We start from the raw sequence: 23442 nt of genomic DNA on the forward strand, positions 1-23442 counted from the left end.
TGTCAGATGAAGGCGAGCGGGTCGAATTCGTCGATGTCGATCGGGTAGATCCGGTTGAGCGTTTGGTTGAAGGCGCCTACGTCGTACTCGAGGTCGATAATCTCTAGCCCCCGATCCTCCAGCTCGGCCAACTGCGCTGAGAGAAACTCGCGGAAACACATGATCGCCACCCGGTGGCCGGCGTCCAGCAGGTCGCTGACCTGGGGCAGATAGTCGACGTCGTGCGAGGCGATGATGATGTCCGCACCCGGGCGGTGGATCGCAATGGCCTCGAGCGTGCGTTGGATGCCGGTGTCGACGATTTTGATGTGCGGATCCTCACTGGTGAGTAGGACCGGCTTCCAACCGATTGCGAGGAGGGCCTGAACGAAGGTGTATGCCGTGCGTTGGGAAGCGTTCATGTAGAACAGGCCGGTCGTCTCATCATCCTCGCTCCACGGGTTGTAGCGCAGCACGCGATCCCAGCGGGGACGCTCTTCCGGGTGCGGGGCGCGCTTGAGGATGTTGACGCCGAGGGTGGCGTCGATGTTTTCACCGTCGATCAGGGTATACATGGGTCTATGCTATCGCGGATTGACGCGGCGAGGTGGCCCCTGGCGGGGCCACCTCGCCGCGTATCGCGCTCGGCTGAGACAACCGCGGCGCGGTGCGCCGCCGGCGTGCTCAGCGGAACTGTTTAGTAGTCGGTGAATTCCTTGCCCTCGATCACCTTGGGAGCCTCGCCGGCCTGGAGGGCGGCAAGGCGGGCGGCGACTTCGCTGGAGGTTTCCGATTCCTCCAGCTCGGCGAACTGGGCGTCGAGCGAGGAGGCCGACAGCTCGGCGCGGCCAGCGGCGATGGCTTCCTCGCGGCGGACCTTGTCCTCGAAGCGGGACAGCTCCGAGGTGGGGTCGAGCACGTTAATGGAGGAGATGGCGTCTTGGACCTTGTTCTGGGCGGCGGCGGACTTTTGGCGGGCGACCAGCTGGTCGCGCTTGGACTTGAGTTCCTCGAGCTTTGCGCGCATGACGTTGAGGCCGTCCTTGAGCTTGGCCACCACTTCCTGCTGGGAGCGGATCATCGGCTCGGCCTCGCGGGCCTCGCCCTCGTGGCGGATCTGGCGCTCGAGGGCGACCTTGGCGAGGTTGTCGAACTTCGCTGCGCCCTCCTCGTTGCCGGCCTCGCGCATCTCCTTGGCTTTCGTGACGGCGGCCTGTGCCTTCTGCCCCCACTCGCGGGCCGAGGTGATGTCCTCGTTGTAATCCGCCTCGGCTAGGCGCAGGTTGCCGATGGTGACGGCGACGGCGTCTTCCGCCTCAGCGATGGAGTTGGTGTAGTCGCGCACCATCTGGTCGAGCATCTTCTGCGGATCCTCGGCGCGGTCGATGAGCGCGTTGATGTTGGCCTTGGCCAACTGGGCCATGCGCCCAAGGATGGACTGCTTTTCTGCCATGGTCATGTACCTTTCTCTTACCTGGTCAAAGTGTTGACATTGTTGAAACTAGAATCCGCGGCGTCCGCCCGTGGCACCGCCACCGAAGCCACCTCCGAAGCCTCCTCCGGAGCCGCCCTGGCGGCCACCGAAGCCATCGCCGCCGAAGCCGCCCATGAGGATGCCGCGAGCCACCCCGGACAGAATCGAGCCGGCCAACGCTCCAGCGAAAGCGTCGTCACCGGAGGAGTAACCGCCCGATCCGTAGGGCCCGCCGCGATCCATCCGCTCCACGTCGGTCAACGCGGCCTGCTTGGCCCGATTTGCCGCCACCCGGGCCGCTTCCGCCAACTGAAGACGCTCCTGCGGATCCCCGCCGCGGGTGGCCCGCTGGTAGGAATCCCGAGCGTAGGCCAGCTGCTCGCGGGCCCCGCTACGGGCCGAGGCACGGTAGCGGGTGACGGTGGCCTCGGCGTCGTCGATCGCCCGACGCGCATACTGCAGCGCCTGGCTAACGTTGGCCTCCAGCTTCTTGCGGGTCTCCTCGGCCGCACGGAACGGTTCAAGGGCGAGGTCGATCTTGGTCTCGGTGTCGTGTAGCTCCTCGACGGCGCGGAACGGGTCCGCGTTCGCTCCAGATGCACGCTGGACCGCCTCCTGGGCCGTGGCCAGCAGCGGCCCCACCGTCGGATCGGTGGGGGCAAGTCGGAGGGCGTCGGCGATGTCGGAGGATAGCGACGCCACCCGCGTGCGCATCTCTTCCGACGCCGCCTCCAGCTGCTGGGGCGCGTTGAGCAGGGCCTGGGTGAGCTGGGAGGCCTGGTCGAGGGTGGCCTCCGCCATCCGCACATACGGCACCGCCCCGTTACGATCGCCGGCCGCGAGCTCGGCATCGGCGGACTGAAGCGACTGGCTCGTGGCCTCTAGCAGGTGCGTGACCTGGGCGGGGTAGGTGCGCAGGGTGGCCAGCGCGGAGGCCGGATAGTTGACCTCGAGGTTATCGACCGTGCGCGTGCCCAGCTCCAGGCGCTGGTCGATCTCCGCCATCCGGGTCCTAAACTCGGCCGTCTTAGCCTCCACGTGAGCGGCGAGGTTACGCAGCTTTGAGAACTCCTTCGTGTGGCTTTCGAGCGCCTCGCGCGCCGACGTGACCAGCTCCGTGATCTTCGCGCTCAGATCCAGCTTCTCCTGCGGGGTCTCCGGGTCGGCGTCGTGAAGCTGGGAGTGAATCTGGAACGCCGCCGACGTCGCCTCGCGCGCCTTGTCGATCGTCTGCTGGAAGGACTGGGTCGCCTCGAGTCCAAACTCGGCGCGGGCGAACTCCAGTTCGGCGCTTGCGGCGCGGACCTCGTCGTCGATGGCAAGGAGTGCGGCGGAGGCCGTTTGGACCTGCTTGTCCGCGTCGGCCGCGGAGGCCTTGACCTTGCGCCGCTTGTTGAGGGCGAGCGCGCCGCCGGTGCCGAGTGCCGCCACGCCGATCCCGACCAACGGCCACGGGAACCCGCCTGAATCGTCTACCAGGTTGCCGCCGCGGGCCAGTGACGCCACGTTTTTCGCGAGGGTGGTCACGCCACGGTCCCACTCGCCCTTGCCGAAGAGCTCCATGACGTACGGGCTGAGCGACTTGTTGAGCACCGCCTCGGTGACGTCCGTATTGCTTGTCGAATGCCAGCCGACCTCGCTGGTTTCCACCGAGATGACGATCACGCCGTCGTAGCGATCCATGCCCGACGTCTTGTGCGTCTGCGCCGCCCACTGCTGGGCGTCCATGCCGTCCAAATTGTTGACGGTCACCACCCATAGGTCATCGCCCGGGACCTCGGAGATCTGGGCGGCCGCCGCCGCGTCGTCGTCGACCACGCCCGCCAGGTCGGTGAATCGCGAGTCCAGTTCCTGGGGCGGTTCCGCGAACGCGGTGGTGGGAACGAGCACGGCTCCAAGTGCCATCAAGGCGGATGCAAGGACGTGCGGCTTTCTCATGGGGACCTCCCTGAACCTGCGCGTGTGTTGCGCAACACCACGGTATCAACTCCGGGTACCGGCGCGCGAGTGCGGGGACGGCGCTCACCTGCACGCCCGCCCCGAGGCTCCAGCCGCTGGCCGCAGTGATGCGTGCCAGAAAGGGCACAGGGAAAAGGGGCCGGGAAAGTGCCATAATAGATAGACGTAGTAATAAGCATGAAAGGGAACGCTAGGTGCCTAAAGGAAAGGTGAAGTTCTTCGACGAGAAGAAGGGCTTTGGTTTTATTGCCGGCGACGACGGGCAGGAGGTCTACCTGCCCGAATCTTCGGTGCCGCTCGGCGTGCGCCTGCGTGCTGGAACGCGCGTTGAATACGGTATCGGCGATACGCGCCGCGGGCCGGCCGCGCTGCAGGTGTCGGTGATTGAGAAGCACAAGTCGCTGGCGGCGGCGAACCGTCGCTCGGCTGAGGACATGGTTCCACTCATCGAGGACCTGATTAAGATTCTCGATCAAGCTTCCAGTACGCTCCGTCGGGGCCGCTATCCGGAGGGCGGCACGCGCATTGCTCAGGCGCTGCGGGCTCTCGCTGAGGATTTTGATGTCTAATCGTATTAACCCCACCCAAAACGCAACCCGCGAAAAGACGCTCGCGCGCGCTGTGGACCAGGCTCGCGAAGCCCTCCTCGAGGTCACGCACGCATCCAACATCGGCGAGCACGCCGGCGTCGTCCAGGTGGCTGAACGCGTGGTCACCCACGCCTTCGTCTGCCTGCTACCCGGATACAGGGGCTGGTTCTGGACTGTCACGCTCTCGCGCGTGCCGAGGGCCCGGCGCGGCACGGTGGACGAAGTCGCCCTGCTGCCCGGCCCCGACGCGCTGCTCGCGCCTGAGTGGGTGCCGTGGGCGGACCGGCTACGCCCCGGCGACGTGAGCGGGACGGACCGGCTACCCTACAACCCGGACGACGCGAACCTCCAAGCCAATGACGCGCTGCTGGAGGAGGGCTTCGAGGCGACGGGCGTGGACGGCGACGAGCTTGCCGAGTTCGAGCTCGGCCTCGGCCGGGCGCGTGTGCTGTCGGACGAGGGGCGCCAAGAGGCCTTCAAGCGCTGGTATGAGGGCGAGGGCGGCCCACACAACCAGGCCACCCGCTCGGCGAAGGCGGCGTGCTCCACGTGCGGCTACCTGCTCCACATGGGGGGCTCGGCACGCCGGCTGTTCGGCGTGTGTGCCAACGAGTGGAGCGCCTACGACGGGCGAGTGGTCTCGCTCGACCACGGTTGCGGGGCACATTCGGAGACGGACACCCCAACCCCGGAGAAACTGTGGGACCCCACGGATCCCGTGCTCGACGATAACGATCTGGACGTCTCCGCGAACGAGTAGCCCTCCATGCACATCATTCAGGGCCGTGTGCGCGACTATGCCTGGGGCGCGCGGGATGTGATCCCGAAGTTCTTCGGTTTGCCCCCCGCCGACTTCCCCGTAGCCGAGCTGTGGCTCGGCGCGCACGCCGGCGCCCCCGCCCGCTACGATGTGGGCCCGCACGCGAGCGCGCTCGCGGCTGAGGACGTGCGGTCTTCTCGCGGCGCGGCGGCCGGTAGCGATGCGGCGGTTCGCGCCGGCCAGGTCGGCGCTGAGCCCGCCGGCGCGGCGGCCGGCGGCCGGACCAACTCGCCCGCCAACCTCCGCGACTACATCGCCTGCGACCCGGAGGGCGCGCTGGGGCGAGATGTCATGCACCGCCACAAGGGTGAGCTTCCCTTCCTGCTCAAGCTCATCGCGCCCGCCCAGCCGCTGTCCTTGCAGGTGCACCCCTCGATGGAGCAGGCTCAGCGGGGCTTCGCGCGGGAGTCGGCTGAGGGGATCGCGCTGGACGCGCCGAATCGTTCCTACAGGGACGCCAGCCACAAGCCGGAGCTGGTCTACGCCTTCACGCGTTTTGAGGCACTGGTCGGCTTCCGTTCCCCGCGCCGCATCATCGGCGTGCTCGAGGGGCTGGGCACCGAGCTCACCGACCGGCTGGCGGAGGCTATCCGTTGCGAGCCCAACGCGAACGGGGTGCGCGGTGCCTTCTCCTCTCTACTCTCTGCGGCGCGCCCCACCCCGCAAGCCGTGGCCGAGGTGGTGGCGGCGTGCCGTCGTCGTCCCGCGGAGGATTCCCCCTCCCCGCGCGCGGACGCGATCGTGGGCCGGCTGGCGGGCTACTTCCCGGACGACCCCGGCGTCGTCGCCTCGCTCCTGCTCAACCCCGTCACGCTGAATCCTGGCGAGGCGATGTTCACTCCGGCAGGCACCGTCCATGCCTACCTTTCCGGCTTCGGGCTGGAGATCATGGCGAACTCGGACAACGTGTTGCGCGCCGGCCTGACGTCGAAATACGTGGACGTGGACGAGTTGCTCGACGTCATGGAGACCGTGGCCGCCCCGCCGATCCGCATCGCGCCCGAGCGGATCTCGCCGGTGCAGTCCACCTATTACGCCCCCGTCGACGACTTTGAGCTGTCCATCATCAACCTGCGCGACGCCACCCGCCGCGTCAAGCTGCGCGGCGCCGGGCCGCGGATCCTCTTCTGCGTCGCGGGTGCGGCCGAGATCCGCACGGCCAGCGGCCAGTATTGCCTGATGAACACGGGGCAGGCGGTGTTTGTGCGTGCCGACGACGGCGCCATCCAGGCTCGCGGGGCCGGCCGCCTCGTCCAGGCGGACGCTCCGTAGCGGAGGGCTGGCACCGGGCCGCGGCGTCCTGAACGCCTCAGTTGCCGGTTTCACAATGTGACCAAGACGTCCTCGAAAAGCTCCCATAGTGTGAGACGGAGTTTGCCCCGGTTTTTCCGCGGTGTAAAACTCACATAGGTGAGCACTACGAAGAGCACTGCGCAAAAGCAGAACACACCATCCATCCTTGATTCATACTTCCGCCTGTCCGAGCGCGGATCCTCCGTGCGCAAGGAACTGCGCGGAGGCCTCGTGACATTCTTCGCGATGGCCTACATCCTCGTGCTGAACCCGATCATCCTCTCGGGACCGGACTCGACCGGCCAATTCCTCGGCGGCGGCAGCGAACCGAACCTCCCCGCGATTGCCGCGGGCACCGCGATCGTCGCGGGCGTCATGTCGATCCTCATGGGCGCGGTGGCGAACTTCCCGCTGGCACTTGCCGCCGGCCTTGGGCTGAACTCGATCGTGGCCTACACGATCGTCCAGCTGCCCGGCATGACGTGGGCTGACGGCATGGGCATCATCGTCATCGAAGGTATCGTCATCGTCCTACTGGTGCTGACCGGCCTGCGCGAGGCGATCTTCCGCGCCGTGCCCAACGTTTTGCGGACCGCGATCTCCGTGGGTATCGGCCTGTTCATCACGCTCATCGGCCTGATCAACTCCGGCATCGTCGGCACTGGCGCCACCCCGCTCGCCTTCGGCGTCCGCGGCTCAATCTCCACGTGGCCGCTCGTCGTGTTCGTCATCGGCCTGATCCTCACCCTGGCGCTCATGGTGCGAAAGGTGCAGGGCGCGATCCTGTGGGGCATCATCACCAGCACGATCCTCGCCGTCATCGTCGAGGCCATCGGCCACCTCGGCGCCAAGGGCGAGAACAACATCGGGGGCTGGGGCCTGACCATCCCCGCGCTCGACGGTTCGCCCGTCCAGGTGCCGAACTTCTCCACGCTCGGCCAGTTCTCCATCGTCGGCCCGTTCCAGAAGATCGGTGTGCTCGCCGTCGTCGTGCTGGCCTTCTCCGTCATGCTTGCCGACTTCTTCGACACCATGGGCACCATGGTCGCCGTCGCCTCCGAGGGCGACCTCCTGGATGAGGACGGCAACCCGCCGCACACCCAGCGCATCCTCCTCGTCGACTCCCTCGGCGCGATCGCCGGCGGCATGGGCGGCGTGTCCTCCAACACCTCGTTCGTGGAGTCGGCCACCGGCGTCGCCGACGGCGCCCGCACCGGCCTGTCGACCATCTTCACCGGCATCTTCTTCCTGCTGGCCACCTTCCTCGCCCCGCTGTTCGCGATGGTTCCCTCCGAGGCCGCTGCGCCCGCGCTCGTGGCGGTCGGCTTCCTCATGATGCAGCAGGTGGTGGAGATCAAGTGGTCCGACCTCGGTGTAGCGATTCCCGCCTTCGTCACCATCATCTTCATGCCGTTCGGCTACTCGATCACGGTGGGCATCGGCGTGGGCTTCATCGTGTACGTCATCATGCAGGCCGTGGTGGGCAAGGCCCGCAACGTGCACCCGCTCATGTACGCCACCGCAGTCACCTTCGTGATCTACTTCCTCCTGGATCCGATCAGTAAGGCGCTCGGCGTGGCCTAAGGCTGGCATAGAGGTGGGGCCCGGGGCAGACGCCCGGGCCCCACTCCTTTACCTAGGGGCTCCTCGGGCCGGGCCTGCCGGCGGGGTTCGGGCCGGGTAGCGGTGGTGCGCGGCGCGGCGCGCCGTGGCGCTATGCGGGGCGTGCCGGCTAGCGGCGGTGCTCCCCCTGGCCGATGATCTCGTCGATGAGGCCGAGCAGGCGGCGCACGTCCTCGACCTCGATCGCGGGGAACGTGGCGATGCGCAACTGGTTGCGCCCGAGCGAGCGGTAGGGCTCCACATCCAGGACGCCAAACTCTCGCAGCCGGGCCGCTACGGCGGCGCCATCCACCCCCGCGCCATCGGCGAAGTCGATCGTACACACCACCGGTGAGCGGTAGGCGGGGGCGATGAACGGCGTGGCGAACGGGCGCGCCTCGGCCCACTCGTAGACCGCGTCGGAGCTGGCCCGGGACCGGGCCTCCATCGTGGCTAGCCCGCCGAGGTCAAGCATCCAGTGCACCTGCTCCTCGAGCATGAGGAGCGTGGCAATCGCCGGGGTGTTCAACGTCTGGGCTTTGCGCGAGTTGGTGACGGCGAGGCGCAGATTAAGGAAGTCGGGCACCCAGCGCTCGGCGGTCAGGCGCTCGATCCGCTCTAGCGCGGCGGGGGAGGCGAGGGCCAGCCACAGGCCGCCGTCGGAGCCGAAGCACTTTTGCGGGGAGAAGTAGTAGAAATCGACGTCGGCGGGGTCAAAGACGATTCCGCCGGCGATGGAGGTGGCGTCAACCACGGTCAGCGCTCCGGTGTCCGGCGCGACCCGGCGCAGCGGCGTCGTGGCCCCGGTGGAGGTCTCGTTGTGGGCGTAGAGGTAGGTGTCGACGTCGGCGGGCTCGCACTCGACCATCTGGCCGGGTTCCACGCGGCGCACGTCCGGGGCGGACAGCCACGGGGCGCGCTCGACGGCGCGGGCGGCCTTCCCGGAGAATTCGCCGATGACGGCGGCCTGCGCGCGGTCCTCGACCAGGCAGAACGAGATGGCATCCCACAGTGCGGATGCGCCGCCGTTGCCGAGGATCACCTCGTATCCCTGTGGCAGGCGGAACAGCTCGCGCAGGCCCCACTGGATCGAGGCGACGACGTCCCGCACGCCCGACTTGCGATGAGACGTGCCCATCAGCTGGGAGCCGGAAATTGCCGCGAGCTGGGCGGGTCGGACTTTTGAGGGACCTGAACCGAAGCGGCCGTCGTCGGGCAGTAGTAACGCGCTCATGGCCTGATCATCTCACGTGGGCACAGGGCGCGGGGGCATGTTTCGGCTAGTGAGCGCGAGGGGGTGCTTGCGGGTAGAATAATGGGACGAGCGAGTGAGGGGAACGACGTGAGCCAGCTGATCGATACCACTGAGATGTACTTAAAGACCATCTTCGAGCTCAACGAAGAGGACATCCCGGCGTTGCGCGCGCGCATCGTGGAGCGGCTGGGGCAGTCGGGGCCGACCGTGTCGGAGACGGTGAGCCGCATGGAGCGCTCCGGTCTGGTGGCGATGGGCCGCGGGCGCGAGATTGAGTTCACGGATGAGGGGCTCCACCACGCGATCCGCGTCATGCGTCGCCACAGGCTCGTAGAGCGGCTGTTGCAGGACATCATCAAGCTTGACTGGCCCCACCTTCACGACGAGGCGTGCCGCTGGGAGCACGTGGTGTCCGACGACGTCGCGGAGCGGATCGACGCCCTCCTCGGCCACCCGCAGATGGACCCTTACGGCAATCCGATCCCGGCGGCGGGTGCCACGAGGATTTCGGATGTGCGCGAGTTCAACCTGGCCTCGGTGATGGAGGTTGAGCCAGGTGATGGTAGGGTGTACGTCGTTGACCGCTTGGCAGAATCGGTTCAGCTCGATCTCGACATTCTGTCGATGCTCGAGGACGAAGGGCTGACGCCGGGGGTAAAGATAACGGTGGACGTTATCGATCCCGACAGCGCGATCGTCGCCAAGAATGGCGATTCTGTGCGGCTTTCCGCCGATGTGGCGCGGGGAATCTTCCTTCGCACGGCTTAGTGACCTATCACATCGTTATCAAATCGTGACAAAACGTTATTAGGTCGTTATGCTGGAACCCGGGACGCACCACGCGGTGCGTCAAGAGTTTCGAATCAGCATTACGGAGAGTTTTTTATGGCGTCACGTCACGAAATGGTCGCACCTCGTGCGACGTTCTCGAAGTCGACCATGACGACGGTTGCGACTGCATCTGCGGCCGGTGCTCTGATGGGCCTCGGTGCGCCCATGGCTCTGGCGGACGGCAACGGCACCGCGGCTGCGGCCCCGGCTGCTGCAGTCGCGCTGGCCACCCCGGCGGCCGCCACCAACACGGTCGCCACGGTCGACCTGGGCAACGTCTCGGCGGGCGAGTGGGAGATGGAGACCGTCGTCGTTGAGGCTGAGGCCGCTCCGGTTGCTCCCGCTGTCGAGGCCCCGGTCGCGCGGACCGCCCCCACGACCGAGGCGCGCGCCACCACGCAGCAGGCCACCCCGGCCGCTGAGGCTGAGGCCGCTCAGCCGGCCTACTCCGGTTCGTCGAGCTCGATCGCCGCCACCGCCCTCGCCTACCAGGGTGCCCCCTACCGCTGGGGCGGAACCACCCCGGCTGGTTGGGACTGCATCGGCTTCGTCCGCTACGTCTACGCCCAGCACGGCGTTTCCATCGGCGGCTACACCACCTCCGTCCTGTCGGTCGGCCGCCAGGTTCCCTACTCGGAGGCTCGCGCGGGCGACATCCTTTACTGGCCCGGTCACGTGGCCATCTCGCTCGGTAACGGCATGAACATCGGCGCCTGGAACGAGTCGATCGGTACCACGACCGGCGCGGACTCCTACATCGGCGTCCCCACCGTCATCCGCGTCTTCTAGCGCGATTGGCGCGGGGTTTAGCCCCTAGCTAGATCTTTTCGAACTGGGACCCGCAAGGGTCCCTTTTCGTATGCCATTTTCGTGTGCCATTCCAATCCTGCCGGCGAGGCGTCGATTTTGGATATCCTCTACCGCTGTGACCTCGACTTTGAGAGAATGGAGGTAACCGAGGAGGATGCAATGGCGCATGAAAACATTGTTGTAGTTGGTATCGACGGGTCCGAGGCGGGTAACTCCGCTCTCGAGTGGGCGCTCGCCCAGGCGAGGGCTCGCGAGGCCCGATTGCATATCGTGTGCGGCTACGAGTTGCCATCTCAGTACATGTCGCCCGAGTTTCAGGTTTCCCAAGGCGGCGTCAACCACCTGTATGACTCCGCGCGCAATATCGTCAGTGAGGCGGTGGCCGCGGTGGAGGGCCAGGGCGTGGAGGTGACTTCCGCACTCGAGTTTGGTGATCCTACCGAGGTGCTGGTGGAGATCTCCAAGCGCGTGGCGCTCGTGGTGGTGGGCGGGCGCACCCAGCACACCGGCCGGCTTGCCGACCGCCTGCTGCGCACCGTCTCCTCCGCCGTTCCGGCCAACGCGTACTGTCCCACCGTCGTCGTCCCCACGGATTCGCCCGCATCGCACGTCCCGATCGAGCGCGTGGTGTGCGGCGTGGATGGTTCAGAGCACGCGAAGATGGCGCTCCAGCGCGCCGTGTGGGAGGCCGACCGGTGGCGGGCCAAGCTGACAGCGCTGGTGGCGGTCAACCCGTCGGCGGTGGGCTGGGTTCCGGCCTACACCTTCCGCGACGAGCACCTGGCCGAGATGGAGTCCGCCGTGGCGGAGCAGCTGGCCGAGGTGGACGAGGGGCGCGATATCGACGTCGAGATCAAGGCCGTCGAAGGTAGCCCGGCGCATATCCTTGCCCAGATGTCCGAGGAGTCCGACCTGGTGGTGCTTGGCACGCGCGGGCGCGGCGGCTTCACGGGCCTTCTGCTTGGTTCGACCTCCCAGACGCTGCTCGGCTACTCCGCCTGCCCCACCATGGTGGTGCCGCGCCGCGTCCGTAAGGACGACGACCACGGGCCGGGCCCGGTTCAGCTGGTTGACGACGACGAACCCGGCATCAAGGGCTAGCCGCACTTAGGCTGGCGCGCTCCATGCGGGTGTGGCGGCTGTGAGCGGTTGCGGGCGCGGGCCGCCTGGCCCGCGCCCGCCAGTTTCCGCCTCGCAGTTTTTCGCCCTTGGCTAGTTTCGGGTAGTCTTGCAGGGCATGCCCTCGTAGCTCAGTGGATAGAGCACGGCTCTCCTAAAGCCGGTGTCGTAGGTTCGATTCCTATCGGGGGCACTTTTCTTGCAGGCGACCCAAACTGTCGCGCCGGGTCGCGGCGCGCGTCTGTCTGCTCGGGCGGCGTTCTCGGTACGGTAAGAATGTGAGTCCTTTCTTTAAGCGTAAGAAGTCCGAGCCGACGGACACTGTGGCCGAATCGCCCGAGGTGGAGCCGGAGCCTGCACAGGTGGAGGCCGAGCCGTCGCAGGAGTCGGCACCCGAGTCGAGCGCCATTCCGACGCCGGAGCCGACACGCTCCCGCGAGGAACTCCTCGACGCCGCCTACAAGTCGTGGCACGCCGAGCTGGCCGCCCGCGCCCTCAAGGCCGACGAGGCGATGTCGGACGAGGCGAACGGGGTCATCGACCTCAGCCACCCGCACCCCACGGGCGCGGTCTCCTTCGCTTCCGGCTCCCCGGTGCGCATCACCTCGCTCATCCGTGAAGATGTGGCGCAACGCGAGGCACTGGCCAACCTGCGCCGGCTTCAGGCCGCCACGCGGCGCATCGCCGAGGCCTATGGCCACGCGCCGGTCTCGCTATCGGTCGGCAGGCTGACGTGGTCCGAGCTCCCGCCCGCGCCCACCTCCGAGAAGCCCGAGCCCCCCACGAACATTGAGTTTTCCGAGCTCACGGGCGAGTTCATCGTTGACAACGACGGTTCGCTCGTGGCCGTCGACACCGGCGGGCGCTCGCCCGCAACCTTCGGCGGCCACCCCGACGACGCCGACGCCGCGGCGAATCCCGAAGCGGCCGGGGAAAGCGCGCAGGCGGCGGAACCGGACGGTGCCGAGCCCGCCGGGGAGCCCGCGGTGGAAAGTGAGCCGCGCCAGGTCGTCGTCGTGAACGAGCCGGCGCTGTACCGTAGCGTGGCGATCGAGTTCGAGGAGGGCGACGCGACCGTCCGGCAGCTCAACCACACGACGATCAACCCGGCCTACACGCGCGCGCTACGCGAAAACGGTGCGACGGCCGAACAGCTAGCCGAGCTGACGGGTGCGGCCGCGGCGACGGATCTGGAGCGAGTCCTCGAGCTCATCGCCGGGTATGGAAAGACGTTCCTGCCCGGATTCGACTTCGATCACGAGATGCTGCTGGGATGCTTCGAGCGTCCCGAACGGACGATGCTGGCCGACCTAGAGGCGATGGAGCCCTACATCCGCACCTCGGGGATCATGATGGCGCTCGCGGGTGACGAGGAGACGCGTCGGCTGTCGGCGGCGCCGCTCCCGCCGGGGGGCGAGGAGGATCGTGCCCCGGAGGTCGAGCGTGGGGCGGGCGACCTGGACGTGGCAGAGTTGAACGTCGTGGAGGCGGTGGCCTCGGGTCGGTCGATCGTGGTCGATTGCCCCCCGGGTTCTCAGCGCGTCCAGACGGTGGCCTCCATCTGCGCGGACGCGGCGGCGTCGAAGCGCTCCGTGGTGGTCGTTCCATCGCGGCTGTCGTCGGGAAGGCAGCTGATCGCGCAGCTCGAACGGCTCGGGCTGGGCGACCTCGTGCTTGACTTCTCCGCGGTGGACAAGGTGCCTCAGCGCATCCGCACGGGATTGCGCCTGAAGACCCCGGAGCTGCCGACTGATGAAACGCTACAGTTGCGCGCCGAGTTGGTCTCCGCGCGTCGTCAGCTGGAGACGTTTGTGGGCGACCTGCACCGCGTGGACGAGGATTGGGGTGCGTCGATCCACGGCTTGCTGGAGAAGCTGGCGGCCCTCATGGCAAGGCCGGACGCGCCCAAGACGCGCGTGCGGCTGGGGCAGACGGCCGTGGCGGCGATGAAGCGCGAGGGCATCGAGGCGATCACGGCAGACCTCGATCGTGCCGCCGAACTGGGCGCGTTCGATCCTGGGATCTCGCGGTCGGCGTGGGCTCATTCGACGATCTCGAACGCGGCAGACGGGCAGAGCGCCCTCGACGCCGTTCGGCGCCTAAATGACATCACGATCCCCGCGGTGATCAGCCAGTCTTCACGTTCGGCGGGCGAAACGTCGATGAAGCAGTCCAAGACGCTTGCCGAGTGGTTCGAGCAGATAGACGTGCTCGACGGCATCGCCGACTCCCTCGACACTTTCCTGCCGCTCGTGTTCGAGACCTCACCGATGAACTTCGTGATCGCAACGGCGCCGAAACAGTGGCGCGAAGCGCACGGGCATTCGATGAAGAGGTCCGACCGTCGGCGCTACCGCAAGCAGGCGCTCGACATGGTTCGGCCCGGGGAGTCCACGGCCAACCTGCACGAGGAGCTGATCAAGGTTCAGCAGCGCCGCGAAGTGTGGCGCCGCTACAGCCCGGAGGGCGGCTGGCCTACCCTGCCCGACGGCTTGACCCAGATCCGCGCCACCCGTTCTGAAGTTCAGCGCGACCTGGAATCGTTGCAGTCCTTCCTGGGCGGCGAAGCGCTACTCGACATGGATTTTGACGCTCTGCAGGCGCGGCTCGCGGCGCTCGTCGCCGACGCCGGCCACATGGCCACGTTGCCCGAGCGTAACGCCACTCTAGCCTCGCTACGTGAGCGGGGGCTGGGGGAGTTCATCGAGGACATGGTCGATCGGCACGTGGATCCGAAGCGGATCCCGAGCGAGCTCGATCTGGCATACACAAGCGCCGTCTTTGATCAGATCATCCGCACGACGCCGACCGTGGCCAGCTTCGGCCCGGCCGACCTGAGCCAGCTCCTCGACCGTTTCCGCAGGCTCGACCGCGCACACACCAGTACCTTGTGGGGGCCGGTGCTACGCGCGGTGGTGAACAACGGGCGCGAGGCGATGCAGTCGCGCCGCCAGGACACGCTACGCCTGGATGAGATCCTTGCCGAGCAGGGTTTGGCAGGCCTGCGGGATGCGATCGCGACCTACTCCCGGCTCGTGCAGAGCGCCCGGCCTGTGTGGGTGGTCCCGCCGAACGTGTTGGCCGAGTTCATCCCCCCGATGCCGTGGGCGGACCTCGTGCTTGTGGAGGCCACCGACGCGGTTGCGCCGTTGATCTCCCCGATGATGCGCGGACGTCAGGCAGTGCTGGTCGGCGATCTGCACCGGCCCGACGCCGTGGCGGTGCGGGTCTTCGGCGAGGTGCTACCCGTTGCCACGCTTCCAACTCTGCGCGCCGAGCACGACGCGCTGTCGGCCCATGCGCTGAAGGAGATCGGCTACGAGCTTGCGACGATCCCGTCGGTGTATGCCAGCCGCGCATCGCGGCTCATCTACGTCGACGGGCGTGGCGTGCCGGGGATGTCCGGGGACGGCGCGGTGGAGTCCACGCAGGTGGAGGTCGAGGCCGTGGTAGATGCGGTGATCGAGCACGCTGTCGCCCGCCCCACAGAGACTCTCGCCGTGGTCGCCCTGTCGGTGGCTCACGCGAACCGCATCCGCGACGCGCTGGTCGCCGCGGACTCGAGTGACGTCGATAGGCTGAAGAACTTCGTCATCACCGACATCACGCGGGCCGCCGGCCTGCGCTATGACCATGTGATCCTCTCGGTCGGATATGGCAAGACCGTTCACGGCCGCGTGTTGCACACCTTCGGCGCGCTCGCGACCCCGGCCGGCCTTGCCGGCCTGATCGACACGATCGCCGCCGCAGGTTCGGATCTGACGATCATCTCGGCACTAGGCCCAGGCGACATCGACACGCGCCGCGTCTCGACCCCCGGCCCGAAGCTCCTTGCCCACCTCATTGAGGAGTCCGACGGGACCGACGTGGCACCCACCTACGACGAGGCGGTCACCCCGCTACTCGCCGACGTCGTCGCGCGCCTCGGCGCTCGCGGTTGGCAGACTCGCGCGGACTACGGTTACGTTGGGTCCCCGCGTATCCCGCTGGTGGTGGGCAAGGACGGTCGCTTCACGGTGGCTGTCGTGCTCGACGACGCGCCTTACGTTGCCGAGCGCTCCCTGCGCCGCCGGGACCGCTTCTGGATCGAGACGCTGCAGGCGCACGGCTGGTCCGTATTCCAGACGTTCTCCAGCTCGCTCTTCATTGATCCTGCCGGGCAGGCTGATGCCATCGAGGCGTTGTTGCTGACGAGCTTCGGGACGCGGGGCGAGCCCGTGCAGGTCCCGATCGTTGACGACGACGGCGCCGTGGTCCGCGATCCTGCGACCGAGGAGGGCATGGTTTCCACCGGCATCGTCAGGCAGGCCGTGACGGCTACCGCGGCCGGAGTGATGGGCACGACTGGCGTCTTGGGTGGGGTCGGTGCCCGCGCCGGGCGTGAGGTGCCGGCGCCCGTGGTGGCACGGCCGCGCGGTGCCCGCCCCGAGGTAACCCCGGGTCTGAGCCTGGCCGCCTACTCCGACGACCAACTCGACGACATGATCGCTTGGATCGCCTCTGACGGGCTGGTTCGTAGCGAGGACGACTTCGTTCGTGATCTGCGCTCCGAGCTGGGCATCAGCCGGCGCGGCGAGCAGGTGGACGTGATCCTGCGCAACGTGGCACGGCGTTCCGGACTGGTCGGCGTGGCGCTCGAGGCGCCCGCGGCCGAGCCGGAGCCGGAGCCCGTGGCAGAGCCGGAGCCGGAGCCGGAGCCCGAGCCGGAGCCGGACCCCGAGCCGGAGCCGGAGCCCGTGGCAGAGCCCGACCGGGAAACGCCGGCCCCCGCCGACGTCGCCTCTGTTGACGAGGTGGCAGCCGAAGAGCCGCCGACGGGTGAAGCCGCGCCCGTTGCGGAAGAGCCACCCGTTGCACAAGAGCCGCCTGCAGCCCCCGAAGATGCCCTGTTTGCCCCGGTGGACTACGAGATCGTGGAGGAGCGGACGGACGATCTAGATCTCGGTGACGATGCCCCCTTCCTGGGCGACGATCATGAGTGAGGGTGGCGACCCGGCGAGCCAGGTTGGCAAGCCGGTGCGACGGCGCGGTTCGCGCCGCGTCGTCATGGTCTCGGAGGTGGATGCCAAGCGGATCGCGGCAGGCGAATTCGCCTCGGCCGAAGAGGCCCTGCACGCCACCGACGCCCGACAGCCCGGCGCGTCTTGCTCGCGGCCGGCCAAAACCGTGGCGGCTGAGGGAGGCGAACAGTGCGAGCGCAAGACCGGTGAGCGCGCTCCACGCCAGCCCAAGCCTGACCAGCAACGCCGGCAGGCCACGCCCCGGCTCAGTCTTCATGACCAGGAGATTCTCAACGAGGTGCCCCCACATTTTGGCAAGCTCTAATCGCTGATGGGCCCAGAGAGCACGGCGTGCAGGGGAGCGCGGGTGGACGCGCCGATGACCTTGTCGATGTCTCGCTCGGGCACGGCTAGGTAGAACACGCGTGTGTCCTCGGTACTACCCAAGAACGTGCTGGTGCCCTTTTCCTGAGCGATGCCGGCAACGAGGACATCCCGGGCGACCAAGGTGGCGGCGCCGTCTGTGAACTCGTCGGGCGGGCTGTAAAGATTGACGGTCACGCCGGGTTGGACGATGCCGAGGCCCCCGGCGTCGGCGACGGGGAGCGCCGCGATTACGGTTCCCTTAGGTGCGCGGCTGAGGAACTCGGAGGAGAGCAGGTTCGAGGTCAGGACGGGGGCGCCCTCGGCGACGGGTGTGACCACGAATTCGCCTATCACAAGCTCCGCCTCCCGCGCGACGTCGGGGAGGTCCTCGGCGAGCATGATAACCTGCACGTCGCCGTCCTGGACCCGTTCGCCCCCGGAAAGGGGCCGCGCCGCGACGACCGTGGAAAATGATGCCTCCTGCTTCTCCGGCACGAGTGCCTGGATTGCGAGCACCGCGAATAGTGCCACGCCGACCCACCTCCAGCGCCACATGAGGGCCCGGATGGGGGAGGTGCGGGACGATGAGGGTGCGCGCGTTATCTTTGCCATGCACCGATTGTGCCAAGCCGCCCCGCGCGAACCGCCCGCGTCATCGGGCAAATGTGGATGACGGCGTCGTTAGCGAATCAGTGGAAAAGTCTTTCCGGCGGCGTCGGTGGCAAGAACCTCGGTGGGAAAAATGACGTACGGGACGCGCACGTCCATATCATCTTGGGGAATCGGCACGTCCAGGAACTCCTCAGGGAAGATCATCGCGCCCACCGCAGCCTGCTGGTTCGTCTGCTTGAGGGCCCGGTCGTACCAGCCGCCGCCCTGCCCGAGTCGCTCGCCGCTACGCGAAATCGCCAGTGCCGGAATGATCATCGCATCCACAGCCGACAGGATCGAGTTGTCGAAGGCTTCACCCGCGGGCTCCGGCGGGCGTCCCGGCGCCATGTTCACCAGCTCCGTGCCCGGTTCGAAGTATCCCCAGGCGCGCGAAAGCCCGGGGCCGAGCTTCGGCAGGAGGATGCGCTTGCCGGCGTCGTGAAGTGCGCAAAGGATGCGTTCGGTGGAGGGTTCGTTCTTCGTCGACACGTAGCACGCCACCAGCTCGCGCTCTCCCACGAAATCCAAAACGGTGGGTACCCAGACTTCCGCGAGCTCGGCCAGCTTGCGTTTGGGGCGCTGCGTGCGGTGCTCGCGGACCGCGGCACGCAGAACCTGCTTGGCTTCCTCGACATCCACGTCGGACAGGTCGGGAATGCTCAACGGCGAGATTGACATACCTATATTCTTCCACGAAAGGAAGATGTGCCCGGCGAGGCTACGCTCTTGGGTAAACTGGTCTCAATCTAGAGGAGGCCCGATGAAGTCTGTTGCCGACCACCTTGCAGAATGCCTCGCGGTGGCCCAGCCGTTACCGCCCTTCGCCGTCGCGCTTGGCGACGCCGTGGGTTGCGTTCTTGCCGAGGACGTGCGTTCGCTTGTGGACGTTCCGCAGGCGGACCTCGCCGCGCGGGATGGGTACGCGGTGCGGGTCGCCGACGTCGACGGTGCCAGCCGCGACGATCCCGTCACCTTGCCGATGCTGGAGGAGGTTCGCGCCGATACCGTGGATCCTACGGCGATGGTGGAGCGTACGGCGGTGCGGATCTCGTCGGGAGCGGTGCTACCCGCAGGCGCGGACGCGGTGATCCCGATCGAGGACACCGACCAGGGCCGGGCCGAGGTGCGCTTCTTCGCCGGCACACGGACCGGGGAGAATATCCGCCGCCAATCCGAGGATTTCTCTGCCGGCGACGTGCTCCTGCGGGCGGGCGTGCGTATCGGGGCGCGCCAGATCGCGGTGCTCGCCTCGGCGGGGCACTCGACTGTCATGGTTCACCCCGCACCGCGCGTGGTCGTCATGGCGATCGGCGATGAACTACAAGAACCCGGCATGCCCGCGCGCCGGGGCAAAATCTACGACGCGAACTCCCACGCCCTTTCGAGCGCGATTCGCGACGCCGGGGCGGAGGTCTTCCGGGTCGGTGGCGTGACGGACGACAAGCGGGAGTTGCGTGAACTCCTCGAGGACCAACTGGTCCGCGCCGACATCATCATCACCACCGGTGGCCTGTCCTACGGCGGCGGCGACACGCTGAAGGAGGTGCTCTCCCCGCTGGGGACGGTTCGCTTCGACAACGTGGCGATGGCCCCCGGGCGCCAGCTCGGTGTGGGGCGCTTGGAAGAGGAGACCACGGTGTTTTGCCTGCCCGGTTCGCCGGTGGCGGCGATGACGGCCTTCGAGGTCTTCATCCGCCCGGCGCTTCGCCACATGGCCGGTTACACGTCGATTCAGCGGCGCTCGATCCGCGCCGTCGTGGAGAAGGGCTGGGAGTCGCCGCAGGGGCTGCGGGAGTTTGTCCGGGCGCGCGTCGTCGGCAATCCACACGACGGTTATCGAGTTGAGCCGCTGGGCGACCCGGGTCGCCCACTGTTGACCGCGCTGGCGACCGCGAATTGTCTGGCGGTTGTGCCGGAGGAGCAACGCGCGGTGCAGGTGGGCGACACGCTCGAATGCGTCGTGTGGGAGCGTTAGTCGTAGCGTCGGACGCGCCACGAGCGGCGTGATAAAAGTGGCTGGTGTGGCTGCAGTGAAGGATGTCTGGAATAGCGTGAATCCGCGCTATTCCAGGGGTAGGAGCAACACGCCAGTGCCGGTTCGCCGCGCCCTTCCCTCATTCGTCATAGCGTGGGAATATGGGTATCGAAGGGGCGGTTCTCGCCGTTGGAACGCTGTTCCTTTTGGTGTATGTCGTCCCTCAGATTACCCGCAGGAGAGCCGTTTTCGCGGACGCACCAATCGAGGAACGATACTCAGCTAACCTGAGGCTCATCACCGAGAGGACTCTCACGCAGGAAAGTGGCGATCACGGAAAGATCTTTACGACGGAGCGAACAATGAGCACACCGACCCGACCGAGCGGCACCCGCGGTCCCGACGCGGCCAAGATGCGTGCGATCGCCCGCGACCGTTCGCGTGCTCGCGCCCGAATTGCCCGCCGTGGCGCCTACCAGCAGCGCGCACTCGTGGGTGGTGCCGTCCTCGCAACCGTGGCCCTGGGCTTGTGGATTGCGGCCGGCATGACCTCCCTCGCCCCCGGCTACGCCATCGCGGCGACGGCGGTAGGCGGGCTCTACCTCCTCGGCGTCGGATACATGGTCTCCACGTGGTCCGTCCTCAACGCGGGCGACGAGGAACGCATCACCAAAGCGAACAAGGTGCTCCGGCGGTCGATCCGCACGACGTCGAAATCGCAGCGCGAGACCACGCTGACCGGCGCGGATACGGCGGCCGAAGCGCCGGCGAAGGTTGAGGCGGAGGTGGGCAGCGCCGCACCCAAGGCTGAAGTTGAGGAAGAAGCGGTGAGCGCTGTCGCGATTGAGGCGGCGACAGAGCCGACCGCGCGCCCCGGTGAGGCGGTCAAGCCTGCCCGGAAGCCGGCCCGCCTGACGCGGGCTACACACCCGCGTGCCGACGTCGTGAAGAATACCGAGCCCCTTGAGGAGCGCCCGGCGGCCGACGTCCCGTCGTACACGCTCAAGGCCATGCGCCGCACGGTCAAGCCGTACGAGGCGCCCGAGGCGCCTACGGCCGACGTGCCCTTCCGCCCCACGCGGATCGGCGAACGGATCGGGGATGCCCCTCTCGAGGAGGCGAACCCGGCTCGTGCCGTCACCGGTCAGGAGGAGCTCCGCTCCGACGTGCTCGGTGGCGGATCGACGCTTGATGCGTTGCTTGACCGCCGTCGCGCATGACACGCGCATGAGCGCCGTCGCCTTTATCCACGGACACGCACACACCCCCGAGGTGTGGCGGGCCGTCGCTGACCACCTGCCTCCCGCCTGGGCAGTCGTGGCGCCGGACCTGTTCAGCGTCGCCCGCGTCGGGTTCGACGCGGGCGCCCACCGCCACGCCATGGCCGCCCAGATCAACCGCGACCTGGCGCTGATGGGGCTTGAGGAGCCCGTGCTCGTGGTCTCTGAAGGGCTGGGCGCGATCCCCGCCATCCACTACGCCCTCGAGCATCCGGGCCGGGTGGCCGGACTCTTCGTCTCCGGGCCGCGGCTGTCCCTGAAGCGTGGGGACTCAATGCGGCTCCAGGTCAGCGCGGCCCTGCGGCGGAAGAGTCCCACGTCCGCCACCTCCGAGCAGGTGGGGACGTACTTGGCGGGGCTTGTCGGGCTGGACGAGCACGATGCGGCGACGCAGATGGACGTGCCGCGCGTCGCCATCGCGGGGGAGAAGGACAGTGCCGGGACGCGCGAGGCCGCGGCGCTCAAGGGTGCCGGCTGGGAACACGACGTCGTCCTGCAGGCCTCCGAGGACTGGTACGCCTACGCTCCCGGCGCCTTCGCCGCCCGGGTTGCCGAGTTTGCCGCCACGCACGGTCTTTAGTGAGCTACTTTACGGTTATGGGCGGGCGAACCGGGCTCAAGTAGTGCTAATATCATCTGGTCAGGGGCTATGGCGCAGTTGGTAGCGCGCTTCGTTCGCAATGAAGAGGTCAGGGGTTCGAATCCCCTTAGCTCCACCATTTGTACTCGACTTTTGATACGAAGTGAGTGTTCTTCTGCTTTGACCTTCGTGAGGTGCTTCTCACGAGCGTAATTGTGTATTACGATTTACCCATGGGTGAAAAGATCGACGGTAAAGCGGTTACTGAGGAGCAGATTTCTCAGTGGGTTCGTGAGGCTGAAGATGGTTACGACGTCGCACAGCTGAAGAAGCGCGGACGCGGGCGTCCTGGTCGAGGTGCACAGCCGAGCCAGGTTGTGGCGGTTCGCTTCACGCCTGAAGAGATTGCTGAGTTGGATCGGCGGGCGCAGTTGCGGCAGATGTCGCGGTCGGAGCTGATTCGAGAAGCGGCCTTGTTGTGAGTGTGAAGCTCCATGCTTCCGCACGCAAGCATCAGGTCAATCAGGGTCTGACAGACGACGGGATTATTCTCGCTGCTGAGTTCCCATTATGGGTAGAGCCTCTCGATGACGAGGATCCACAGCGCGAACTCAGGCTCGGCTTTGATGATGCTGGCAGGTTGTTGGAACCCGACTCCGCAACTTATGTCCAATCAGCTGTCATAGATCTTGTCGCGTCTGCCGATCGAAAAGATCTCGACGGTAATGACGTCGTCGTGGATAAGCGCAAGGATTCGGTAGGAGCCGACGCGGTAACGCCATTCACCTGAACGATTGGCGGTCAACCCCTTGCCAAAGGCGCGCGGGTTAGCACACCCGTCCAGATTGTTTTTTATCCAGGTGGCAAGAATCTTAGCGTCGAACCTATCCATCTTCTTCAGCTGCCTGCGCGCACGCGCAGTCAGCTCGACGCGGTAAAAAGTGTCCTCCGGAATCGTCATGCTAGCTCGGATAGGACTTCGTCAATGCTAAATCGTTCGCCGGAATCTTGCGCGATCGCCGCCCGCAATTCTTGGAGATCGTAGGCATCCTCAATCTTTTCCAAGATTGCATTGCGCGCAAAATCAGAGATAGTGACGCCCTCAAACTGGGCGAACTTGCGCACGAGCGCAGCATCCTCTTCGCTCATTCGGACGGTCATAGTTGCCATGGCTGCCTCCTTGATCTGAATACAGCGTATTCACCAAAGCCGAGCAAGACAAGGACTTGAGCGTTAGCTGTTGGACGCAGGCTCGCGTAAACCCATTCGGGACAGATTGTTCGCGCCCGATCTCGATTTGCTGTGGGCTGGTTTTGTGCGGCGACGATCTTCGACTTGGCGAATGGCACGGGCCGCAGTTGCTGCACTCAAGGTCTTTGGCCCGCCGGCGGGCCAAAGACAAAGACAACCCGACCCTGTGTTGGTGGACATGGGCTAGCCCCGGACGGTGCCGCGTATAGGCATAACTGTCGCCTCCTTCATCCCAACCCGCTCCTTACAACGCTGGCGCATCGTGGATCGCCTAAGATGTATTCGAGGTGTTGACGTCATGAATACAGGGTTTTGGTCGCGAAAGCTGGGTGAGCTCGAAGCGCTGTGGAGTACTGAGCGGATCGAGCGCTACGGCGCCATTCTTCCCGTGGTTGAGAGGCTTGCACGGTTGGAAGCTGTGGGCTCAACCGACACCGTTGTGTGGAGGCGGGACGTGGATAGGATTACTCAGAAAATCCTTGACGAGTGGCCGTTTGACGACGAGCACGGGCTCGAGATGTTGCGATACGCTCAGGCGCTGCGCAAGGGGAAGTCCTAGTAGCCGTGGGCGCACAGGCGGATGTTGAAGAGGGGCGAGCAGACCTTG

At 66.7% G+C, this 23442-nt stretch carries 22 protein-coding genes and 2 tRNA genes; 16 read left to right on the forward strand and 8 right to left on the reverse strand.

Annotated elements, in window-relative coordinates; translation table 11 throughout:
- Positions 1–2: 2 nt before the first annotated feature.
- From J2S45_RS01475 to J2S45_RS01485, 3 genes are all read right to left on the reverse strand, one after another.
- Positions 3–554 carry an NYN domain-containing protein gene (locus tag J2S45_RS01475; protein WP_296932751.1) on the reverse strand — a complete coding sequence of 184 codons (552 nt, stop codon included), beginning with the start codon at positions 552–554 and terminating at the stop codon, positions 3–5.
- Between the two features lie 122 nt (positions 555–676).
- Positions 677–1432: a PspA/IM30 family protein gene (locus tag J2S45_RS01480; RefSeq protein ID WP_270976002.1), complete on the reverse strand. Its 756-nt coding sequence runs from the start codon at positions 1430–1432 to the stop codon at positions 677–679.
- Between the two features lie 48 nt (positions 1433–1480).
- Complete coding sequence (locus tag J2S45_RS01485; RefSeq protein WP_307634314.1) at positions 1481–3391, reverse strand: TPM domain-containing protein; 1911 nt, start codon at positions 3389–3391, stop codon at positions 1481–1483.
- Positions 3392–3606: 215 nt separating this feature from the next.
- On the opposite strand from J2S45_RS01485, the gene J2S45_RS01490 reads away from it, so the two are divergent.
- From J2S45_RS01490 to J2S45_RS01505, 4 genes are all read left to right on the forward strand, one after another.
- A complete protein-coding gene (locus J2S45_RS01490) occupies positions 3607–3981 on the forward strand; it encodes a cold-shock protein (protein WP_307634315.1) in 375 nt (124 codons plus the stop codon).
- A complete protein-coding gene (locus J2S45_RS01495) occupies positions 3974–4762 on the forward strand; it encodes a DUF3027 domain-containing protein (protein WP_270975998.1) in 789 nt (262 codons plus the stop codon). Before J2S45_RS01490 ends, J2S45_RS01495 begins: the two co-directional genes overlap by 8 nt.
- Before the next feature lie 6 nt (positions 4763–4768).
- A complete protein-coding gene (gene manA / locus J2S45_RS01500) occupies positions 4769–6094 on the forward strand; it encodes a mannose-6-phosphate isomerase, class I (protein ID WP_307634316.1) in 1326 nt (441 codons plus the stop codon).
- 138 nt (positions 6095–6232) lie between these two features.
- The gene (locus J2S45_RS01505; protein WP_307634317.1) at positions 6233–7699 is read left to right on the forward strand and encodes an NCS2 family permease; all 1467 of its coding nucleotides are present in this window, start codon (positions 6233–6235) and stop codon (positions 7697–7699) included.
- A gap of 148 nt (positions 7700–7847) precedes the next feature.
- Here J2S45_RS01505 and serC read toward each other — a convergent pair whose 3' ends face one another.
- Positions 7848–8951: a phosphoserine transaminase gene (gene serC, locus J2S45_RS01510; RefSeq protein WP_307634318.1), complete on the reverse strand. Its 1104-nt coding sequence runs from the start codon at positions 8949–8951 to the stop codon at positions 7848–7850.
- Between the two features lie 108 nt (positions 8952–9059).
- On the opposite strand from serC, the gene J2S45_RS01515 reads away from it, so the two are divergent.
- From J2S45_RS01515 to J2S45_RS01540, 6 genes are all read left to right on the forward strand, one after another.
- Positions 9060–9740, forward strand: a complete 681-nt coding sequence (locus J2S45_RS01515; protein ID WP_296932733.1) for a metal-dependent transcriptional regulator — start codon at positions 9060–9062, stop codon at positions 9738–9740.
- Positions 9741–9857: 117 nt separating this feature from the next.
- On the forward strand, positions 9858–10592 hold the full coding sequence (locus J2S45_RS01520; protein WP_296932732.1) for a C40 family peptidase: 735 nt from the start codon (positions 9858–9860) through the stop codon (positions 10590–10592).
- A gap of 180 nt (positions 10593–10772) precedes the next feature.
- Complete coding sequence (locus J2S45_RS01525) at positions 10773–11714, forward strand: universal stress protein (RefSeq protein WP_307634319.1); 942 nt, start codon at positions 10773–10775, stop codon at positions 11712–11714.
- Positions 11715–11852: 138 nt separating this feature from the next.
- Positions 11853–11925: transfer RNA gene (locus tag J2S45_RS01530), tRNA-Arg, on the forward strand.
- An 85-nt stretch (positions 11926–12010) separates the two neighbouring features.
- Complete coding sequence (locus J2S45_RS01535; RefSeq protein ID WP_307634320.1) at positions 12011–16714, forward strand: hypothetical protein; 4704 nt, start codon at positions 12011–12013, stop codon at positions 16712–16714.
- Positions 16707–17057, forward strand: coding sequence for a hypothetical protein (locus tag J2S45_RS01540; protein WP_307634321.1), 351 nt, complete (start codon positions 16707–16709; stop codon positions 17055–17057). The genes J2S45_RS01535 and J2S45_RS01540 overlap by 8 nt, the downstream gene beginning before the upstream one ends.
- Here J2S45_RS01540 and J2S45_RS01545 read toward each other — a convergent pair.
- Entirely contained in the window at positions 17054–17710 is a 657-nt protein-coding gene (locus tag J2S45_RS01545) for an SAF domain-containing protein (RefSeq protein WP_307634322.1), read from the reverse strand. The genes J2S45_RS01540 and J2S45_RS01545 overlap by 4 nt on opposite strands.
- Before the next feature lie 69 nt (positions 17711–17779).
- Positions 17780–18427 carry a 5-formyltetrahydrofolate cyclo-ligase gene (locus J2S45_RS01550; RefSeq protein WP_296932720.1) on the reverse strand — a complete coding sequence of 216 codons (648 nt, stop codon included), beginning with the start codon at positions 18425–18427 and terminating at the stop codon, positions 17780–17782.
- Between the two features lie 82 nt (positions 18428–18509).
- Between J2S45_RS01550 and J2S45_RS01555 the strand changes: the two genes are divergently transcribed.
- The 5 genes from J2S45_RS01555 (at position 18510) to J2S45_RS01575 (ending at position 22066) form a co-directional block, all read left to right on the forward strand.
- Positions 18510–19724 carry a molybdopterin molybdotransferase MoeA gene (locus tag J2S45_RS01555; RefSeq protein ID WP_270975983.1) on the forward strand — a complete coding sequence of 405 codons (1215 nt, stop codon included), beginning with the start codon at positions 18510–18512 and terminating at the stop codon, positions 19722–19724.
- A 362-nt stretch (positions 19725–20086) separates the two neighbouring features.
- Complete coding sequence (locus tag J2S45_RS01560) at positions 20087–20944, forward strand: hypothetical protein (RefSeq protein WP_307634323.1); 858 nt, start codon at positions 20087–20089, stop codon at positions 20942–20944.
- A gap of 7 nt (positions 20945–20951) precedes the next feature.
- Positions 20952–21584 carry an alpha/beta fold hydrolase gene (locus J2S45_RS01565; protein ID WP_307634324.1) on the forward strand — a complete coding sequence of 211 codons (633 nt, stop codon included), beginning with the start codon at positions 20952–20954 and terminating at the stop codon, positions 21582–21584.
- Positions 21585–21647: 63 nt separating this feature from the next.
- A tRNA-Ala gene (locus J2S45_RS01570) sits at positions 21648–21723 on the forward strand.
- 94 nt (positions 21724–21817) lie between these two features.
- Positions 21818–22066: a ribbon-helix-helix domain-containing protein gene (locus tag J2S45_RS01575; RefSeq protein ID WP_307634325.1), complete on the forward strand. Its 249-nt coding sequence runs from the start codon at positions 21818–21820 to the stop codon at positions 22064–22066.
- 191 nt (positions 22067–22257) lie between these two features.
- On the opposite strand, the gene J2S45_RS01580 is transcribed toward J2S45_RS01575, so the two are convergent.
- Both J2S45_RS01580 and relB read right to left on the reverse strand, forming a co-directional pair.
- Entirely contained in the window at positions 22258–22545 is a 288-nt protein-coding gene (locus tag J2S45_RS01580; RefSeq protein ID WP_296930581.1) for a type II toxin-antitoxin system RelE family toxin, read from the reverse strand.
- Entirely contained in the window at positions 22542–22754 is a 213-nt protein-coding gene (relB, locus tag J2S45_RS01585) for a type II toxin-antitoxin system RelB family antitoxin (protein ID WP_296930576.1), read from the reverse strand. Before relB ends, J2S45_RS01580 begins: the two co-directional genes overlap by 4 nt.
- 379 nt (positions 22755–23133) lie before the next feature.
- Here relB and J2S45_RS01590 point away from each other — a divergent pair, with 379 nt between their 5' ends.
- A complete protein-coding gene (locus J2S45_RS01590; protein WP_307634326.1) occupies positions 23134–23394 on the forward strand; it encodes a hypothetical protein in 261 nt (86 codons plus the stop codon).
- Positions 23395–23442: the final 48 nt, after the last annotated feature.

The sequence above is a fragment of the Trueperella abortisuis genome (assembly GCF_030811095.1).
In the GTDB taxonomy this organism is placed as follows: domain Bacteria; phylum Actinomycetota; class Actinomycetes; order Actinomycetales; family Actinomycetaceae; genus Trueperella; species Trueperella abortisuis.

Excerpts from the sequence above, each read along its gene's own strand:
- relB (WP_296930576.1), bottom strand. The coding sequence starts at position 22,754 with ATGGCAACTATGACCGTCCGAATGAGCGAAGAGGATGCTGCGCTCGTG.
- J2S45_RS01590 (WP_307634326.1), top strand. The coding sequence starts at position 23,134 with ATGAATACAGGGTTTTGGTCGCGAAAGCTGGGTGAGCTCGAAGCGCTG.
- J2S45_RS01520 (WP_296932732.1), top strand. The coding sequence starts at position 9,858 with ATGGCGTCACGTCACGAAATGGTCGCACCTCGTGCGACGTTCTCGAAG.
- J2S45_RS01485 (WP_307634314.1), bottom strand. The coding sequence starts at position 3,391 with ATGAGAAAGCCGCACGTCCTTGCATCCGCCTTGATGGCACTTGGAGCC.
- J2S45_RS01565 (WP_307634324.1), top strand. The coding sequence starts at position 20,952 with ATGAGCGCCGTCGCCTTTATCCACGGACACGCACACACCCCCGAGGTG.
- J2S45_RS01545 (WP_307634322.1), bottom strand. The coding sequence starts at position 17,710 with ATGGCAAAGATAACGCGCGCACCCTCATCGTCCCGCACCTCCCCCATC.
- J2S45_RS01475 (WP_296932751.1), bottom strand. The coding sequence starts at position 554 with ATGTATACCCTGATCGACGGTGAAAACATCGACGCCACCCTCGGCGTC.
- J2S45_RS01580 (WP_296930581.1), bottom strand. The coding sequence starts at position 22,545 with ATGACGATTCCGGAGGACACTTTTTACCGCGTCGAGCTGACTGCGCGT.
- serC (WP_307634318.1), bottom strand. The coding sequence starts at position 8,951 with ATGAGCGCGTTACTACTGCCCGACGACGGCCGCTTCGGTTCAGGTCCC.
- J2S45_RS01525 (WP_307634319.1), top strand. The coding sequence starts at position 10,773 with ATGGCGCATGAAAACATTGTTGTAGTTGGTATCGACGGGTCCGAGGCG.
- J2S45_RS01480 (WP_270976002.1), bottom strand. The coding sequence starts at position 1,432 with ATGGCAGAAAAGCAGTCCATCCTTGGGCGCATGGCCCAGTTGGCCAAG.
- J2S45_RS01550 (WP_296932720.1), bottom strand. The coding sequence starts at position 18,427 with ATGTCAATCTCGCCGTTGAGCATTCCCGACCTGTCCGACGTGGATGTC.
- J2S45_RS01495 (WP_270975998.1), top strand. The coding sequence starts at position 3,974 with ATGTCTAATCGTATTAACCCCACCCAAAACGCAACCCGCGAAAAGACG.
- J2S45_RS01540 (WP_307634321.1), top strand. The coding sequence starts at position 16,707 with ATGAGTGAGGGTGGCGACCCGGCGAGCCAGGTTGGCAAGCCGGTGCGA.
- J2S45_RS01560 (WP_307634323.1), top strand. The coding sequence starts at position 20,087 with ATGAGCACACCGACCCGACCGAGCGGCACCCGCGGTCCCGACGCGGCC.
- manA (WP_307634316.1), top strand. The coding sequence starts at position 4,769 with ATGCACATCATTCAGGGCCGTGTGCGCGACTATGCCTGGGGCGCGCGG.
- J2S45_RS01555 (WP_270975983.1), top strand. The coding sequence starts at position 18,510 with ATGAAGTCTGTTGCCGACCACCTTGCAGAATGCCTCGCGGTGGCCCAG.
- J2S45_RS01575 (WP_307634325.1), top strand. The coding sequence starts at position 21,818 with ATGGGTGAAAAGATCGACGGTAAAGCGGTTACTGAGGAGCAGATTTCT.